Source organism: Promicromonospora sp. NPDC060204, from assembly GCF_042728455.1.
Taxonomy (GTDB): Bacteria; Actinomycetota; Actinomycetes; order Actinomycetales; family Cellulomonadaceae; genus Promicromonospora.
This window is the reverse complement of sequence record NZ_JBHWZO010000160.1, coordinates 1-14,540: the sequence shown is the minus strand read 5'-3', so window position 1 is coordinate 14,540 and position 14,540 is coordinate 1. Positions and strand designations below refer to the sequence as shown.

Annotated in this window: 17 protein-coding genes; 13 read left to right on the top strand and 4 right to left on the bottom strand. The window is 74.4% G+C overall.

The window, feature by feature from the left end; translation table 11 throughout:
* On the top strand, positions 1-498 hold a 498-nt coding region (locus ACFWEJ_RS19145), incomplete at its 5' end, for a MarR family winged helix-turn-helix transcriptional regulator (RefSeq protein WP_377230783.1).
* A gap of 68 nt (positions 499-566) precedes the next feature.
* Here ACFWEJ_RS19145 and ACFWEJ_RS19140 read toward each other — a convergent pair.
* Positions 567-2,165 (bottom strand): molybdopterin-dependent oxidoreductase, encoded by a 1,599-nt coding sequence (locus ACFWEJ_RS19140; protein ID WP_377230782.1) that lies wholly within the window; start codon positions 2,163-2,165, stop codon positions 567-569.
* Positions 2,166-2,268: 103 nt separating this feature from the next.
* Entirely contained in the window at positions 2,269-3,072 is an 804-nt protein-coding gene (locus ACFWEJ_RS19135) for an SDR family oxidoreductase (RefSeq protein WP_377230781.1), read from the bottom strand.
* A gap of 238 nt (positions 3,073-3,310) precedes the next feature.
* Here ACFWEJ_RS19135 and ACFWEJ_RS19130 point away from each other — a divergent pair, with 238 nt between their 5' ends.
* The 8 genes from ACFWEJ_RS19130 to ACFWEJ_RS19095 all read left to right on the top strand — a co-directional run bounded on the left by ACFWEJ_RS19130 (position 3,311) and on the right by ACFWEJ_RS19095 (position 9,512).
* The gene (locus ACFWEJ_RS19130) at positions 3,311-4,336 is read left to right on the top strand and encodes a putative F420-0 ABC transporter substrate-binding protein (protein ID WP_377230780.1); all 1,026 of its coding nucleotides are present in this window, start codon (positions 3,311-3,313) and stop codon (positions 4,334-4,336) included.
* A gap of 17 nt (positions 4,337-4,353) precedes the next feature.
* Positions 4,354-5,430: a putative F420-0 ABC transporter permease subunit gene (locus ACFWEJ_RS19125; RefSeq protein ID WP_377230779.1), complete on the top strand. Its 1,077-nt coding sequence runs from the start codon at positions 4,354-4,356 to the stop codon at positions 5,428-5,430.
* A gap of 80 nt (positions 5,431-5,510) precedes the next feature.
* Complete coding sequence (locus tag ACFWEJ_RS19120) at positions 5,511-6,314, top strand: ATP-binding cassette domain-containing protein (protein WP_377230778.1); 804 nt, start codon at positions 5,511-5,513, stop codon at positions 6,312-6,314.
* A gap of 58 nt (positions 6,315-6,372) precedes the next feature.
* The gene (locus ACFWEJ_RS19115) at positions 6,373-6,768 is read left to right on the top strand and encodes a nitroreductase family deazaflavin-dependent oxidoreductase (RefSeq protein ID WP_377230777.1); all 396 of its coding nucleotides are present in this window, start codon (positions 6,373-6,375) and stop codon (positions 6,766-6,768) included.
* A 102-nt stretch (positions 6,769-6,870) separates the two neighbouring features.
* Positions 6,871-7,353, top strand: coding sequence for a GNAT family N-acetyltransferase (locus ACFWEJ_RS19110; RefSeq protein ID WP_377230776.1), 483 nt, complete (start codon positions 6,871-6,873; stop codon positions 7,351-7,353).
* Between the two features lie 19 nt (positions 7,354-7,372).
* Complete coding sequence (locus ACFWEJ_RS19105) at positions 7,373-7,861, top strand: GNAT family N-acetyltransferase (RefSeq protein WP_377230775.1); 489 nt, start codon at positions 7,373-7,375, stop codon at positions 7,859-7,861.
* 113 nt (positions 7,862-7,974) lie between these two features.
* Positions 7,975-8,991: a GNAT family N-acetyltransferase gene (locus tag ACFWEJ_RS19100; RefSeq protein ID WP_377230774.1), complete on the top strand. Its 1,017-nt coding sequence runs from the start codon at positions 7,975-7,977 to the stop codon at positions 8,989-8,991.
* The gene (locus tag ACFWEJ_RS19095; RefSeq protein ID WP_377230773.1) at positions 8,991-9,512 is read left to right on the top strand and encodes an alpha/beta fold hydrolase; all 522 of its coding nucleotides are present in this window, start codon (positions 8,991-8,993) and stop codon (positions 9,510-9,512) included. Before ACFWEJ_RS19100 ends, ACFWEJ_RS19095 begins: the two co-directional genes overlap by 1 nt.
* A gap of 84 nt (positions 9,513-9,596) precedes the next feature.
* On the opposite strand, the gene ACFWEJ_RS19090 is transcribed toward ACFWEJ_RS19095, so the two are convergent.
* A complete protein-coding gene (locus ACFWEJ_RS19090; RefSeq protein ID WP_377230772.1) occupies positions 9,597-10,394 on the bottom strand; it encodes an alpha/beta fold hydrolase in 798 nt (265 codons plus the stop codon).
* 84 nt (positions 10,395-10,478) lie between these two features.
* Between ACFWEJ_RS19090 and ACFWEJ_RS19085 the strand changes: the two genes are divergently transcribed.
* From ACFWEJ_RS19085 to ACFWEJ_RS19075, 3 genes are all read left to right on the top strand, one after another.
* On the top strand, positions 10,479-12,080 hold the full coding sequence (locus ACFWEJ_RS19085) for a hypothetical protein (protein ID WP_377230771.1): 1,602 nt from the start codon (positions 10,479-10,481) through the stop codon (positions 12,078-12,080).
* 76 nt (positions 12,081-12,156) lie between these two features.
* Complete coding sequence (locus ACFWEJ_RS19080; protein WP_377230770.1) at positions 12,157-12,807, top strand: ClpP family protease; 651 nt, start codon at positions 12,157-12,159, stop codon at positions 12,805-12,807.
* The gene (locus ACFWEJ_RS19075; protein WP_377230769.1) at positions 12,804-13,391 is read left to right on the top strand and encodes a ClpP family protease; all 588 of its coding nucleotides are present in this window, start codon (positions 12,804-12,806) and stop codon (positions 13,389-13,391) included. The genes ACFWEJ_RS19080 and ACFWEJ_RS19075 overlap by 4 nt, the downstream gene beginning before the upstream one ends.
* Positions 13,392-13,427: 36 nt before the next feature.
* On the opposite strand, the gene ACFWEJ_RS19070 is transcribed toward ACFWEJ_RS19075, so the two are convergent.
* Positions 13,428-13,814 carry a helix-turn-helix domain-containing protein gene (locus ACFWEJ_RS19070; RefSeq protein ID WP_377230768.1) on the bottom strand — a complete coding sequence of 129 codons (387 nt, stop codon included), beginning with the start codon at positions 13,812-13,814 and terminating at the stop codon, positions 13,428-13,430.
* A 99-nt stretch (positions 13,815-13,913) separates the two neighbouring features.
* Between ACFWEJ_RS19070 and ACFWEJ_RS19065 the strand changes: the two genes are divergently transcribed.
* Positions 13,914-14,507, top strand: coding sequence for an HhH-GPD-type base excision DNA repair protein (locus ACFWEJ_RS19065; RefSeq protein WP_377230767.1), 594 nt, complete (start codon positions 13,914-13,916; stop codon positions 14,505-14,507).
* Positions 14,508-14,540: the final 33 nt, after the last annotated feature.

Below are 14,540 nucleotides of genomic sequence, written 5' to 3'. Positions count from 1 at the left end.
GCTCCCGTAGGGTTGCAACGGGGTCGCGACGACGAAGGAGACACCGTGGAGGAGCCGCCGGTGCTGGAGCAGTCGGTACGTCGATCGGGCGCGCTCATCGACTACCTGGCCCGTCATCTGCGCCGGCGCAGCGAGTCGGCGCTGGCGCCGCTCGGCCTGCGCACCCGGCACCTCGTGGCCCTCACCGTGCTCCGCGACCGGGCCGAGATCACGCAGCGTGACCTGGCCGCCGCGCTCGTGCTGGACAGCACCAACATCGTGGGGCTGCTCAACGAGCTGGAGGGCAAGCACCTGGTCGAGCGGCGGCGCTCCCCGCAGGACCGGCGCCGGCACGTGGTCTCCCTGACCGACGACGGCGTCGCGCTGCTCTGCCAGGCGGAGGCCGCGCTCACCGCCGTCGAGGACGAGGTCTTCGAGTCCCTCGGCCCGGAGCAGCGCGACCAGCTCCAGAAGCTGCTCGTGGCGGCGACGTCGTCGGCGTCCACGCCGTTCTGCTGAGCGCCCGGGCCGCCGAGCCGGGCTGACGGGCGGGCCGGTCAGCCCGCCGAAGCTCAGCCCACCGAGGTTCAGCCCACCGAGACCGTCACCGTGTGCCAGCCCGTCGCGCCGTCGGGGGCGGGCGGCGCCTCGGCCTCCGTCTGGACCAGGCCGTCGGCGTCCGTGGCGCGCACCGCGAGGGTGTGGTTGCCCGCGGCCAGGTCGATCGACGCGTGCCACTGGCGCCACGTGTCGGGACCCACAGTCTCGGCGAGCTCGGCGGTGACCCAGTCGCCGTCGTCGGCCCGGACCTCGACCTTGCCGATGCCCGTGTGCTGCGCCCAGGCGACGCCGGCCACGGTCACCGCGCCGGCGGGCGCGGAGCCGCGCGGCACGTCGATGCGCGACTCGACCTTGATCGGTCCCAGCGCGGACCAGCCGCGCGGCGTCCAGTAGCCCTGGTCGGCGTCGAAGGTGGTGACCTCCAGCGAGGTGACCCACTTGGTGGCGGACACGTACCCGTACAGGCCGGGCACCACGAGCCGCGCGGGGAAGCCGTGCTCGACGGGCAACGGCTCGCCGTTCATGCCGATCGCGAGCAGGCTGTCGCGGTCGGGGTCCTGCAGCACCTCGAGCGGCGTGCCCGCGGTGAACCCGTCGTCGCTCCGGGAGAGCACCATGTCGGCGCCGGCGCGCGGCTTGGCGCGCTCCAGCAGCGCGCGGATCGGGTAGCCGAGCCACAGCGCGTTGCCGATGAGGTCGCCGCCCACGGTGTTGCTCACGCAGGCCAGCGTCACGTGGTGCTCCTCCAGCGGCAGCGCGAGGAGCTCGTCCCAGGTGATCGTGAACGGCTCGTCCACCAGGCCGTAGACCTCCAGCGACCAGTCCTTCGGGTCGACCTGCGGCACGATCAGCGCGGTGTCGATGCGGTAGAAGTCCGGGTTCGGCGTGACGTACGGGGTGAGGCCGTCGAGCTTCAGGTCCGCGCCGGCGGGCACCGGGGGCGCCGTCGTGCGCGCCGTGGGCAGGCGGAGCTTTTCCCGCACGGCACTGACCGCCGTCGAACCCGCCGAGAGCACGCGCGAGCCCACCAGGGCCAGCGCGGCCACGCCCACGGCGAGGCCGGAGACGGTCAGGAACCCGCGTCGGTCCACCCCGCCGCCCGACGTCGCGCCGCCCGAACCGCTGCCCGACGCCGCGCGCCGCGACGGCACCGGCCGCAGCCGCGCCACGGCCGCCCGCAGCAGGAGCACGCCGGCGCCCAGCCCGACGATGCTGGGCAGCGCCCACATCGGCGTCGCGTCCGGGCGCAGCACCGCGACCATCGCCCCGACCACGCCGACGGCGCCCATCAGCAGCGCGCCGAACGGTGGGCGGCGCAGCTCCAGCCAGCCCGCGAGCGCCGCGCCCAGGGCGAGCACCACGCCCATCGTCCCGAGCAGGACCGCCTTGTCGTTGGTGCCGAACAACTGCACGGCGACGTCCTTCAGCCAGCCGGGCACGGCGTCGATCACGGCGGCGCCGCCCGCGAACAGCGTGCTGGCGCCGGGTGCGACGACGGCCGCGACGAGCTCCGCGACGGCCAGCCCCGCCCCACCGGCGAGCACGCCGGCGAGGGCGGCCCAGCCCGCGTCCCCCGGAGAGCGCTCGGCCCGCGGGGCGGCCGGGCTCTCAGTTGCCTGAGTCATGAGCTCAGCCTGGCACGGGTTGCTGTGCGGACCGAGCCCGGAGGCAGATCATGACGATCCCGTAAGAACTCGCCCGGACCGGCCCGGGACGTGCGGGCGGCGCTCAGATCCCGGTGTCGCGCACGATCTTCGAGTTGTGCGCCTGCGCCCGCGGCCGCACGGTGACCAGGTCGATGTTGACGTGGTCCGGGCGGGACAGGGTCCAGGCGATGGTGTCGGCGATGTCGTCGGCGACCAGCGGCGTGTAGCCCTCGTAGACGGCGGCGGCCTTCGCGGCGTCGCCGCCGAACCGGACCAGCGAGAACTCCTCGGTCGCGACGGCGCCGGGGGCCACCTCGATGACGCGCACCGGCTCGCCGGCGATCTCCCAGCGCAGCGTCTGGGACAGCATGTGCTCGGCGTGCTTGGCGCCCGTGTATCCGGCGCCGCCCTCGTACGCACCCTGGGCGGCCGTCGAGGTCACGTTCACGACGTCGGCCACGCCCTTGGCGGCGCCCGCCGCCCGCAGCAGCGGGAGCACGGCCTTGGTCACGCGCAGCGTGCCCAGCACGTTGATCTCGTACATCTGCCGCCAGCCGTCGACGTCGGCCGACTCCACGCGGTCGAGCCCGAGCGCGCCGCCCGCGTTGTTCACCACGGCGTCGAGCCCGCCGGTCGCGGCGAGGTGCTCCGCGAGGGCGGCCACGGCGGCGTCGTCGGTCACGTCGACGGCGTAGACCTCGCAGCCGGTCTCCGCCGCGAGCGCCTCCAGACGGTCGACACGGCGCGCCGCCGCCACGACGTCCCAGCCGTCGGCGCGCAGCCGGCGGGCGGTGGCGGCACCGATGCCCGACGACGCACCGGTCACCAGGGCGCGTCGGGTCGGCGTGGTCTCGGAACCGGTCTGCGGGGCGGTGCTGTCGCTCATGGCGGCACCCTAACCTCGGCGGCCGCTCGCCGTCGGCCGGGTCCGACGCCGAGAGCGAAAGCGCCCGGAACGCGCAGGTCGGCCGGTGTAATGTGGCGGCCGGGTCGCGGGCCACGCTTTGGCCCGCCGATGCGGCTCTCGTCGTGAGCCGCTTCCCCGCCCGGACGCGAGATGGCGCGTCGCTGTGCACCCATGGCACTCATGTCGTGGGCTGTTCGTCGACCCTTGGAGCCATCGCGTGAACCCCCGCCCTGCCCGTGCGTCCCGCCCGTCCGCCCGGACCGTCGTCCTGCCCGCCGTCGTCGCCGCGGCGGCCCTCGCCCTCGCCGCCTGCTCGGCCACCGCGCCCGGTGCGGTGGACGCAGAGGGCGCGTCCCCGGCGTCGGCCGGATTCCCCGTCACCCTGGACAACTGCGGGTTCGAGACCGAGGTCGCCACGCCGCCGGAGCGGGTGGTGACCATCAAGTCGTCCACCACGGAGATGCTGCTGGCGCTCGGCCTGGGCGACCGGATCGTCGGGTCGGCGTTCCTCGACGGGCCGCTGCCGGACTCGCTGGAGTCCGTGCCCGCCGTGGACGAGCCGTTCGCCGACGAGGCGCCCGGCTCCGAGGCCACCCTGGAGCTGGAGCCCGACCTGGTCTACGCCGGCTGGGAGTCCAACCTGACGGCGGAGACCGCGGGCGACCGCGAGACCCTCGCGAAGCTCGGCGTCGCCACGTACGTCTCCCCCGCCGCCTGCAAGGAGGACGGGTACATGCCGGACCCGCTCACCTTCGACACGGTGTTCGCCGAGATCGAGGAGGTCGGCTCCCTGTTCGACGCCGACGACGCCGCGGCCGCGCTCGTCGAGGAGCAGCGGGCGGCGCTGGACGCGATCGAGCCCGACGACCGCGGTCTGACGGCGCTGTGGTGGTCCTCGGGCGACGACACCCCGTACGTCGGCGCGGGCATCGGCGCGCCCCAGATGATCATGGAGGCGGCCGGGCTGACCAACGTCGCGGCCGACGTCCACGACACGTGGACGTCGCTCGGCTGGGAGAACGTGGTCGAGGCCGACCCCGACGTGATCGTGCTGGTCGACGCCGCCTGGAACCCGGCGGACGCGAAGATCGAGGCGCTGGAGGCCAACCCGGCGACCCGCGAGATGTCCGCGGTCAAGGACGAGCGGTACGTCGTGCTGCCCTTCCCGGCCACCGAGGCGGGCGTAAGGAACGTCGACGCCGTGGCCTCGGTGGTGGACCAGCTGGCGGACCTCGACCGGTGAGCGGTTCCGTGCCGGGCGTGGCGAGACGACCGAGCGTGGCGGGACGACGGAGCGAGCCGGGCCGAGCCGGCGTCTCCCCGCGGCCGGGCGGCTGGCTGGCGCTGCCCGTCGCGGCGCTCGTCCTCCTGCTGAGCGTCGGCGTCGCCGTGACGATCGGGCCGGCGGACCTTGCCCTGTCCGAGGTCGGCCGGTCACTCGCCACGCACCTGGGGCTCGGCGGGCCGCTCGGGCTGGAGCCGCTGTCCGCGCTGCGCGACGGCATGGTGTGGCAGCTCCGGATGCCCCGCATCCTGACGGCGGCGGCCGTCGGCGCGGGCCTGGCGGTCTGCGGCGCGGTGATGCAGTCGCTGACCCGCAACCCGCTCGCCGACCCGTACCTGCTCGGGCTGTCCTCGGGCGCGTCGCTGGGCGCCGTCCTGGTGCTGCTCGCGGGCGTCCCGCTGCTGCTGCCGGTCGCGGCGTTCGCGGGCGCGGTCGGCGCGCTCGCCCTGGCGCTCACCCTGGCCGGGGCGCTCGGCACGATCACGCCCACCCGCACGGTGCTGGCAGGGCTGGCAATCAGTCAGCTCTGCGCGGCGGCGGTGTCGTTCGTGATCTTCTGGTCGGCCAAGGGCGACGCGTTCCGCGAGGTGCTGTCGTGGCTGATGGGCTCGGTCGCGTCCGCGACCTGGACGTCGGTGGCGATCGCCGGCGGCGCCGTCCTGGTGCTCGGCACGCTGCTCGCGCTGACCGGGTCCGTGCTGGACGCGTTCACGTTCGGCGACACCGCGGCCGCCGCCCTGGGCGTGCCCGTGAACCGGGCGCGGTGGATCCTGCTGATCGGCGTGGCGCTGCTGACCGGCGCGCTCGTGTCGCAGACCGGGTCCATCGGGTTCGTCGGGCTGATCCTGCCGCACGCGGTGCGGCTGTTCACGGGCGCGCGGCACCGGCTGCTGCTGCCGCTGTCGGCGCTGGCCGGCGCGTCGTTCCTGGTCTGGGCCGACACGCTGGCCCGCACGGTGTTCGAGCCGCGCGAGCTGCCGGTCGGCATCGTGACGGCGGCGATCGGCGCCCCGGTGTTCGCGTTCCTCCTCTGGAAGGGAAACCAGCGGTGAGTGCTGGACATTTGCGGGTTTCAGACGTCCCTGACCAACAAATACCCAGCACTCAGCGGGCTGGGCTGGGGGTTGAGGGAGTGTTCTGGGAGATCGGGGCGCGAGCGATCCTGGACGACGTCGGGGTGGTCGCCCCGGCCGGCGCCGTCACCGGGCTGCTCGGGCCGAACGGGTCCGGCAAGTCGACCCTGCTGCGCGTGCTGGCCGGGGTGCAGCAGGCGGGGCGGGCGCCGTCGTCGGGCAACGGGCAGGCGGGGCGGGCGCCGTCCGGCGCCGGGCCGACCACCACGTTCGACGGCGCCGACCTCGCCGCCCTGCCCCGGCGGGAGCGCGCCCGGGTGCTCGCCCTCGTGGAGCAGGACGCCACGACCGACCTGCCGCTGACGGTGCTCGACGCCGTCCTGCTCGGCCGCATCCCCCACCGCTCGCTGCTCGCGGGCGACTCCGACGCCGATCGCGCGGCCGCCCGCGCGGCCCTCGACGCCGCGGGCGCCAAGGAGCTCGCGGACCGCGAGGTCGGCACGCTGTCCGGCGGTGAGCGCCAGCGCGTGCACATGGCCCGGGCGCTGGCGCAGCAGCCCCGCCTGCTGCTGCTCGACGAACCGACCAACCACCTGGACATCTCCGCCCAGCTCCACGCGATGCAGGTGCTGCGCGACCTCGCCGCGGACGGCGTGACCGTCGTCGCCGCGCTGCACGACCTGAACCTCGCCGCCTCGACCTGCGACCACCTGGTGCTGCTCGACCACGGCCGCGTGGTCGCGGCGGGCCCGGTCGGCGAGGTGCTGGTGCCGGAGGTGCTGGAGCCGGTCTACGGCGTCCGCGTGGACGTGCTGCGCCACCCGCGGACGGGCAGGCCGGTGCTCTCCTTCGAGCGCGGCTGACGAATCGGGCCGCGTCCTGGGGCTGACGTATGAGCTGACCTGTTCCATGATGGGAGCCATGGCCGCACCAGAGTTCGTCGTCCAGGCAGGCAAGGTTCTCAACCCGTGGGTGCTCCGCGTCGCCGGACGCATCCCGCCGTGGGTGGTGCTGCACCACGTGGGTCGCCGGTCCGGGGTCGAGTACCGCACTCCCCTGGTCGCGTTCGCGGCCCGGCCCGAGGAGGAAGTGGTGGCGGTGCTGCCGCTGCCGTGGGGCTCGGGCACCGACTGGGCCCGCAACACGATGAGCGCGGGCACCGTGCGCCTGGAGCGCGGCGGGGCCGACTTCGTGGTCAAGGACGTGCGGCTCGTGCCCGCGTACGAGGCAGTCGGCTGGCTCGGGGCGGTGCCGTCGCGGCTCCTGTCGGCGGTCGGCATCGAGGAGTGCCTGGTGGGGACCCTGCACAAGGGCTGAAGCCCAGGTCAGGCCGGGTTTCCGGTCGGGTGACGGCCGCAGGGCGGCCGGGTGGTGGCCGCGTGTCATCGGGCACCCCGGCGCGGGAGTATGTTTCGCGTCGTGATCTTGCGCACAGCCACGCTGTCCGACGCCGCCGCGGTCGCCCAGGTGCACCACACCACCTGGGTCACGACCTACGGGGCGATCCTCCCGCCCGAGTTCTGGGCCACGGCCACGCTCGAGCGCCGCATCACCACCTGGGAGCGGTGGCTGTCGAACGGCGCGGCCCCCGTGGTCGCCGACGCCGACGGCGAGGTGGTCGGCATCGCGATGTCGGGCGACGCCGTCGAGCAGGAGGACGTGCTGCCCGTGCGCGCCCGGCAGCTCTACCTCCTCTATGTCCTGGCGGCGTACCACGGGACCGGCGTCGGACAGGCGCTGCTGGACGCCGTGGTGCCGCCCGGGACCCCGGCCCAGCTCTGGGTCGCGGAGGACAACCCGCGGGCGCGGCGCTTCTACGAGCGCAACGGCTTCGTCCTGGAGGGTGCCCGGGTGGTCGACACGAGCACCGCTGACCTGGCAGAGGTCCGGATGGTCAGGTAGTCGGGTTACCGTTCCCCCCATGTCAGACTTCCACGTCCGCGCCTCGACCCCCGACGACGCCGTCGGCATCGCCGCCGTGCACTGGACCACCCGGCGCGCCATGTTCGAGGACCTCCTGCCGCCCGAGCACTGGCAGGCCGAGACCCTCGGCACCCGCACCGAGGGCTGGATGCGGATCCTGGCCGCCGGCAACAAGGCGCTCGTCGCCGAGGTGGGCGACAAGATCGTCGGCTTCGCGATGAAGAACCCGTCCGGCCCGCACCTCGGACAGCCGCCGGCCAAGGCGATCGAGCTGCACGAGCTGTACGTCGACCCGGCGTTCCACGGCACCAACGTGGGTCACGCCCTGCTGGAGAACATCCTCCCGCCCGGCACGCCGGCCCAGGTCTGGACGTTCGCCTCCAACCCGCGGGCGCGCAAGTTCCTGCAGCGGGCCGGCTTCCTGCCCGACGGCGTGACGGCGACCGACCCGGACACGGACCTGCTGGAGGTCCGGCTCGTTCGCTGAGCGCTGGGCCTCGGCGGGGCGCTGGATGGTCGGCAGCGGCCCGCACCCGGCACCGAGCTGCACACGAGCGTTATGTGCTCGATCCGGGGCGGGGCGCGTGCCAGGATCTCCGGATGACCAGCGCCTACAGCGTCGAGCTGTTCGATGATCCGGCGGCCGTCCTGGGCGTCGCGGGCGACCTGCTGGCCGCCCAGCCCGTGGTCTGGAGCGTCGTCGCGACGGTGACGCGCCAGGCCGCCCGGTCGTCCACCCCCGGCGGGCCGCGGCCGGAGCACCCGATGTGGTGGGCGGTCGTGCGGGAGCACGGCGCCGTCGTCGGCGTGTCGATGCGCACCATGCCGTACGCGCCGCACACCGTCTGGGTGCCCGACCTGCCCCAGGAGGCCGCGCGGCTGCTCGCACGCGCCGCCCTGGACCGGACCGCCCGCGCCGGTGACGCCCCGCTGACCTCGGCGAACGGCCCCGACGCCGCCGTCCGCGCGTTCACCGACGAGGTGGTGCGCACGACGGGCGGCACCGCGCGCGAGGACCGGCCGGAGCGGCTGTGGGAGGCGACGCGGATCGTGCGGCCCACGCCGCCGTCGGGCCACGCCCGGCTCGCCACGCTCGCTGACCTCGACGTGGTGACCGCGTGGTTCGACGTGTTCCACCAGGAGGCCGATGACCAGGCGGGCCGCGCGCCGGACGAGGACGCGGAGCCGCTGCTGATCGGCGGCGCCCGGGAGCGGATCGAGGAGGGCGCCGTCTGGCTCTGGGAGGTCGACGGCGAGGTGGTGCAGCTGACCGGCGCCCTGCCGCCGTCGTTCGGCGTGGTGCGGATCGGACCCGTCTACACGCCGCGCGAGCACCGCGGACGCGGTTACGCCCGGGCGCTCGTGGCCGACGTCGCGCAACGCGTGCTCGACGACGGCCACCGGGTCTGCCTCTACACCGACAAGGGCAACCCGGTGTCGAACCACGTGTACGCGGCGATCGGCTTCGAGCCGGTGCTCGACCAGGTCAACCTCGTCGTGGACCCGGTCGCGCCGGGCCGGGCGGTAGCGTCCGTGCCGGGGACCACGCCGGGCACCGCCCCCGACACCGCGCCGGAACGGACGCCCCCGTCCGTTCCGGCGACGAAGGAGAGCTGATGGGACGCAGGGCGATCATCTTCCACGGGACCAACGCCGACCCGGCGTGGATCTGGTACCCGTGGCTCGCGGACCGGCTGCGGCAGCGCGGGTACGACGTCGAGACGCCGCACCACCCGGGTACGAACGTCGAGCCGGTCGCGACGTTCCTGCCCACGGTGCTCTCCGCGCACACGTTCGACGAGGACACCGTGCTCGTGGGGCACTCCGGCGGGGCCGCCCTGCTGCTGGCGCTGCTGGAGCACCTCGACGTGACCGTGGCGCAGGCCGTGCTGGTGGGCGGCTACTCGACCAACCCGAACCCCGGTCCGGAACCGGTGCTGCAGGAGTCCTACGACTGGGACGCGATCCGCGCGCACGCCCGGGACCTGGTGTTCCTCAACTCCGTCACCGACGAGTTCGGCTGCGACGCCGAGCAGGGCCGCGCGATGTTCGACCGGCTCGGCGGCACGCTCGTGGTGCGCGACGACGGGCACTTCATGGAGAACACCCTGGAGATCGCGGACCGGCTGATCCCCTGACCTGGCGGCTGACTCGACGGACCAGGAGGCTGACTCGACGGACCAGGCGACTGACTCGGCGGTGCGTGGCAGGATCCCGGGCGCCTAGCCGGCCAGGAACTTCAGGAGTCCGCGGTTGAAGGCCGCGGGCTGCTCGATGTTCGCGGCGTGGCCGTCCTTCGCGATGACCGCCGCCGTGCCGCGGGGCGCGAGCCGGGCCGCCGCGACCGCGTGGCCCGAGGGCCAGAGCTCGCTCTCGGCGCCCGCCACGAACAGGGCGGGCACGTCGCACCGTTCGATCACCGGCCGCCAGTCGGCCGTGGCGTGGTCGGCGAGGACCTCCAGCTCGGGGTCCGTGATGGTGCGCGAGCCGCCGCTCATCGCCCGCAGGAGGCGCACGGTGCGCATCCCGCGCAGCCACACCGAGCGGCCGTGCCCGGTGGGCGGCGGGCCGGCCGCGAAGTACGTGTCACGGTTGGACTCGTCGTAGCCGTAGTACCCGTACGGCCAGTCGGCGGTGTTGAGCATCTTCGGTGTCTGGTCCACGATCACGACGCTGCGCAGGCGTTCGGTGCCGGCCTCGTCGACGTACGCCCACACCGTGTTGCCGCCCATCGACCCGCCCACCAGGGTCACGTCGCGCAGGTCGAGCTGCTCCAGCACGGCGCCGACGTCGCGGGCCCGCCGCCGCAGCGTGGTGCCGGGCGCCATCGCCTCGGTGGCCCCGTGGCCCGGCAGGTCGACGGCGAGCACGCGGTAGCCCGCCCGCGCCAGCGCGGGAAGCTGGAACCGCCAGGACGTGGCGGCCGCCTTGAATCCCGCGAGCAGCACCACCGGTCTGCCGTCGGCGGGACCCCGCTCGGTGAGGTCGAGCCGGACGCCGTCAGCGGTGCGCAGGTGCATGCGGCCACAGTAGCCAGGGCCGACGACGGCCCGCCCTGCGAGATGGTCGGCCCCCGGCCGGCCGCCGCGACATACTGGCGGGCGATGCGACCCGAACGGCTCACTCCCCACGCCCGTGACCTGACGACACGCTCCCTGGACTGGATGGACCAGCAGTGGGACCCGGAGGTAGGGCTGCTGCGAGCGCCCGAGGAACCCGGCGGCGGCCACGCCCCGACGGGGCACCTCGTCCGCGAGACCGGCTGGTACGCCGTCGGCCTGCTCGCGCGGAACCTGCCCGCCCGGGACGGCGCGGAGTCCGACCTGGAGCGCGCCCGGCACGCCCTGGGCCGCGTGCTGGACCACCAGCTCGACGCCCCGGGGATGCCGTTCCACGGCACGTGGCTGCGCAGCCCGCACGAGCCGCGCCCGACGGCGGAGTCCCTCGCGTGGCGCGACTACGACCCGAACTGGCGCGAGTTCATCGGCACGACCCTGGTGGTCGTGGCCGAGGAGTTCCCCGAGGCCCTGGCGGGTGACCTGGGCCTGCGCGTGGAGGCCGCGCTGCGGCTGGCCGTCGAGGGGTCGCTCGCGCGCCGCGTCGGCGCGCACTACACGAACATCGCGCTCATGGCGGCGTTCCTGCTGCAGGACGCCGCCGTCCGCCTGGGCGAACCCGCCTGGGAGGCGCCGGCGCTGCGGCTCGCGGAGCAGGTGCTGGCCCGGTTCCGGGTGGACGGGACGTTCGACGAGTACAACTCGCCCACGTACTACGGCATCGACCTGTACGCGCTGGCGCTGTGGCGCCGGTACGCGCGCCAGCCCCTGCTGCGCGACGGCGGCGCGGAGACGGAGGCGGTCCTGTGGCGGGACACCGCGCGGCGGTACCACGCGGGGCTGCGCAACCTCGCGGGCCCGTACGACCGCAGCTACGGCATGGACCTGCGGCACTACGCCTCCGGGATCGGGCTGTGGGTCTGGGCGGCCGTCGGACGCGACCTCGCCCCCTTCCCGGAGACGGACCGGCCGTTCCGGCACGCGTGGGACCTCGCGCTCGGCCCCGTGGTCGCGGTCCTGGGCGCCGAGGTGCCGGACGACGCCCTGGCGCACCTGACCGGGTTCCGCGGCGAGCGGCAGGTGGACCAGGTGATCGTGCGCGACCCGCGCCGGGTCGCCACGTCGTGGGTCGGCGAGCGTCTGCTGGTCGGCGCGGAGGACGTCGGGGGTGAGCGCGGCAACCTGGCCGACCAGTTCCACCCGGCGACGGTGCACTGGCTGGTGGACGGCGTCTCCGGGGCGGACGGCGCCGACGTGGGTGGCGACATGGCCGGCGCCGCCGACGTCGGCTGGATCCGGCTGGTCAGCGGCCTGAATGTCGACGCCCGGGCCGAGGGGCCGTCGCTGACCCTGACCTGCGCGCGGCACGACGGCGGTGACCTCGCGTTCGCGTTCCACGTCCGGGTCCCGGAGGCGGACCTGGGCGGCGGGCAGACGGCGGACGACCCGGACACCGACGGCTTCCCCTTCGCCGATCTGACGACCGAGCGCTGGGCGCTGCCCGGCCTGGAGGTCACGCTGGACACCGACGCCGAGCTGGTCGCCGTCGAGCCCGACCCGGCGGACGACACCTGGTGGCTGCGCTACGTGGCCCGCGAGGTCCCCGCCGACAGCCCGGTCCGGTTCGGGATCGACCTGAGCGCCGGATAGTCCTCGCTGCTCAGAGCAGTGCTGCTCACGGCAGATCCGCCTCCCCGGGGCCTGCCCGGGGAGGCACGGTGAGGTCATGACCGAATCACCGCAGCCCCCGCAGTTCGGCGAGCGCTCCCGGCGCGACCTGTTCGAGCGGCGTGTCCTGGTCCTGGACGGGCCCCTCGACGACGACAACGGCACGCTCCTGATGACGCAGCTCATCACGCTGGCGACGGAGGACCCGGCCTCCGACATCGACCTCTGGATCCACTCCCCGGGTGGCTCGGTGCCGGCGATGCTGGCCATCCGCGACATCATGCGGACCATCCCCAACGACGTCTCCACGCTGGTGCTGGGCATCGCCTACAGCGCGGGCCAGTTCCTGCTCTCGGCGGGCGCCCACGGCAAGCGCCGCGCGCTGCCCAACGCGCGAGTGCTGATGCACCAGGGATCCGCCGGCATCGCGGGCACCGCCGTCGACATCGAGCTGCAGGCGGACGACCTGCGGCACACCCGCGACACCGTGCTGCGGCTGATCTCGGAGGACACCGGGCAGCCGGTCGAGCGGATCTTCGACGACTCGCTGCACGACCACTGGTACACGGCCGAGGAGGCGCGCGAGTTCGGGTTCATCGACACGATCGTGGGCGGCTTCGACGGCATCCGGCCACGGGAGCGCGCACGGACCGGGTTTGCCCCGACCACCGGGACGACCACGACGACCGCCGAGGGAGACGCCCGATGAGCAGCTACACCATCCCGAACGTCATCGCCGCGCACCCGCGGGGCGAGCGGATCATGGACGTCTACTCGCAGCTGCTGAGCGAGCGGATCATCTACCTCGGCACGGCGATCGACGCCGGCGTCGCCAACGCGCTGATCGCCCAGCTCATCCACCTGGAGTCGAGCAGCCCGGACAGCGACATCCAGCTCTACATCAACTGCGAGGGCGGCGACCCGAGCGCGGGTATGGCCATCTACGACACCATGCGGTACATCCGGCCCCAGGTGTCGACGACCGTCGTGGGGCAGGCCGTCGCCGTCGGCGCGGTGCTGCTCGCCGCCGGGGCCGAGGGCAAGCGGGCCGCGCTGCCGCACGCCCGCGTCATCCTCCACCAGCCCGCGGCCCAGGGCCGCGGCGCGATCCCGGACCTGATCCTGCAGGCCGACGAGGTGGTCCGGATCCGGGCGGACATGGAGGAGGCGCTCGCCCGGCACACCGGGCAGAGCGTGGGCACGCTGCGCACCGACACCGACCGGGACCGCATCTTCACGGCCACGTCCGCGCGGGAGTACGGGCTGCTCGACCACGTGATCGAGCAGCGTTGACCTGGGCCCGGGCCGGGAGGCCCGGGTCCGCCTCGCCTAGGCCGCCAGCGCGAAGTCGGCCCGGCAGGTCGCCCGCCCCCAGGCGTCCTGGACGGTGACCAGCCGGTCGGCGACCGCGCTGACCAGGTCGACCAGCGTGATGTCCAGGGCACCGGCGATGGCGGCGATCATCTCGCTCGACGGCTCCTTGACCCCACGCTCGATCTCCGAGAGGTACTGCGGCGAGATGCCGGCCCGGCGCGCGGTCCGGTCGAGGGTCTCGCCGCGCTCGTGCCGCAGCTGCCGCAGCCGCTCGCCGACGAGGTGCCGCCACAGCGGCTCCCGTCTTGGCCGGACCGCCCCACGGGCCGACGACGGCGGGGCGTCGGCGTCCGGAGGCACGTCGTCGTGCACGGGCTGCGGAGGCGGAGCGGTTTCGGCCATGGCTTCGAGAGTAGGGCGACCCGACCGACGGGGCCGGGCGTTCTGCTGAGAGCAGCGGGCGCCCGGGACGTCGGAGGGCGGATCGGGCACTATGGAGGCATGGCTACCGACCTCTGGATCACCGGCGACCCCGACACGGACCGGCTGCTCAGCGACGACCCGTTCGCCCTGCTGGTCGGCATGCTGCTCGATCAGCAGTTCCCCATGGAGCACGCCTTCGCCGGCCCCGGCAAGATCCGCGACCGGATGGGCTCGTTCGACGTCCGCGCCATCGCGGATGCGAACCCGGACGAGTTCGTGACGATGGCGACCACTCCCCCGGCGATCCACCGCTACGGGCGGTCGATGGCGGGTCGCGTGCTGGAGCTCGCCCACACCGTCGTGGACGAGTACGACGGCGACGCCGCCCGCATCTGGACCGCGCCCGGCGCCGACGGCGGCGCCCCGACCGGTGCCGAGGTACTCAAGCGGCTCAACGCCCTGCCGGGGTACGGCGAGCGCAAGGCCAAGATCTTCCTCGCCCTGCTGGGCAAGCAGCGCGGCGTCCGGCCGGAGGGCTGGCGCGAGGCGGCGGGCGAGTTCGGCGAGGACGGCTCGCGCCGCTCCATCGCCGACGTGACCAGCGCGGAGACGCTGCAGGAGGTCCGCGCGTTCAAGAAGGCGCAGAAGGCGGCCGCCAAGGCCGAGGCCTGACCCCGTGCGCCGCGGTCCGGGTCACGCCCGGAC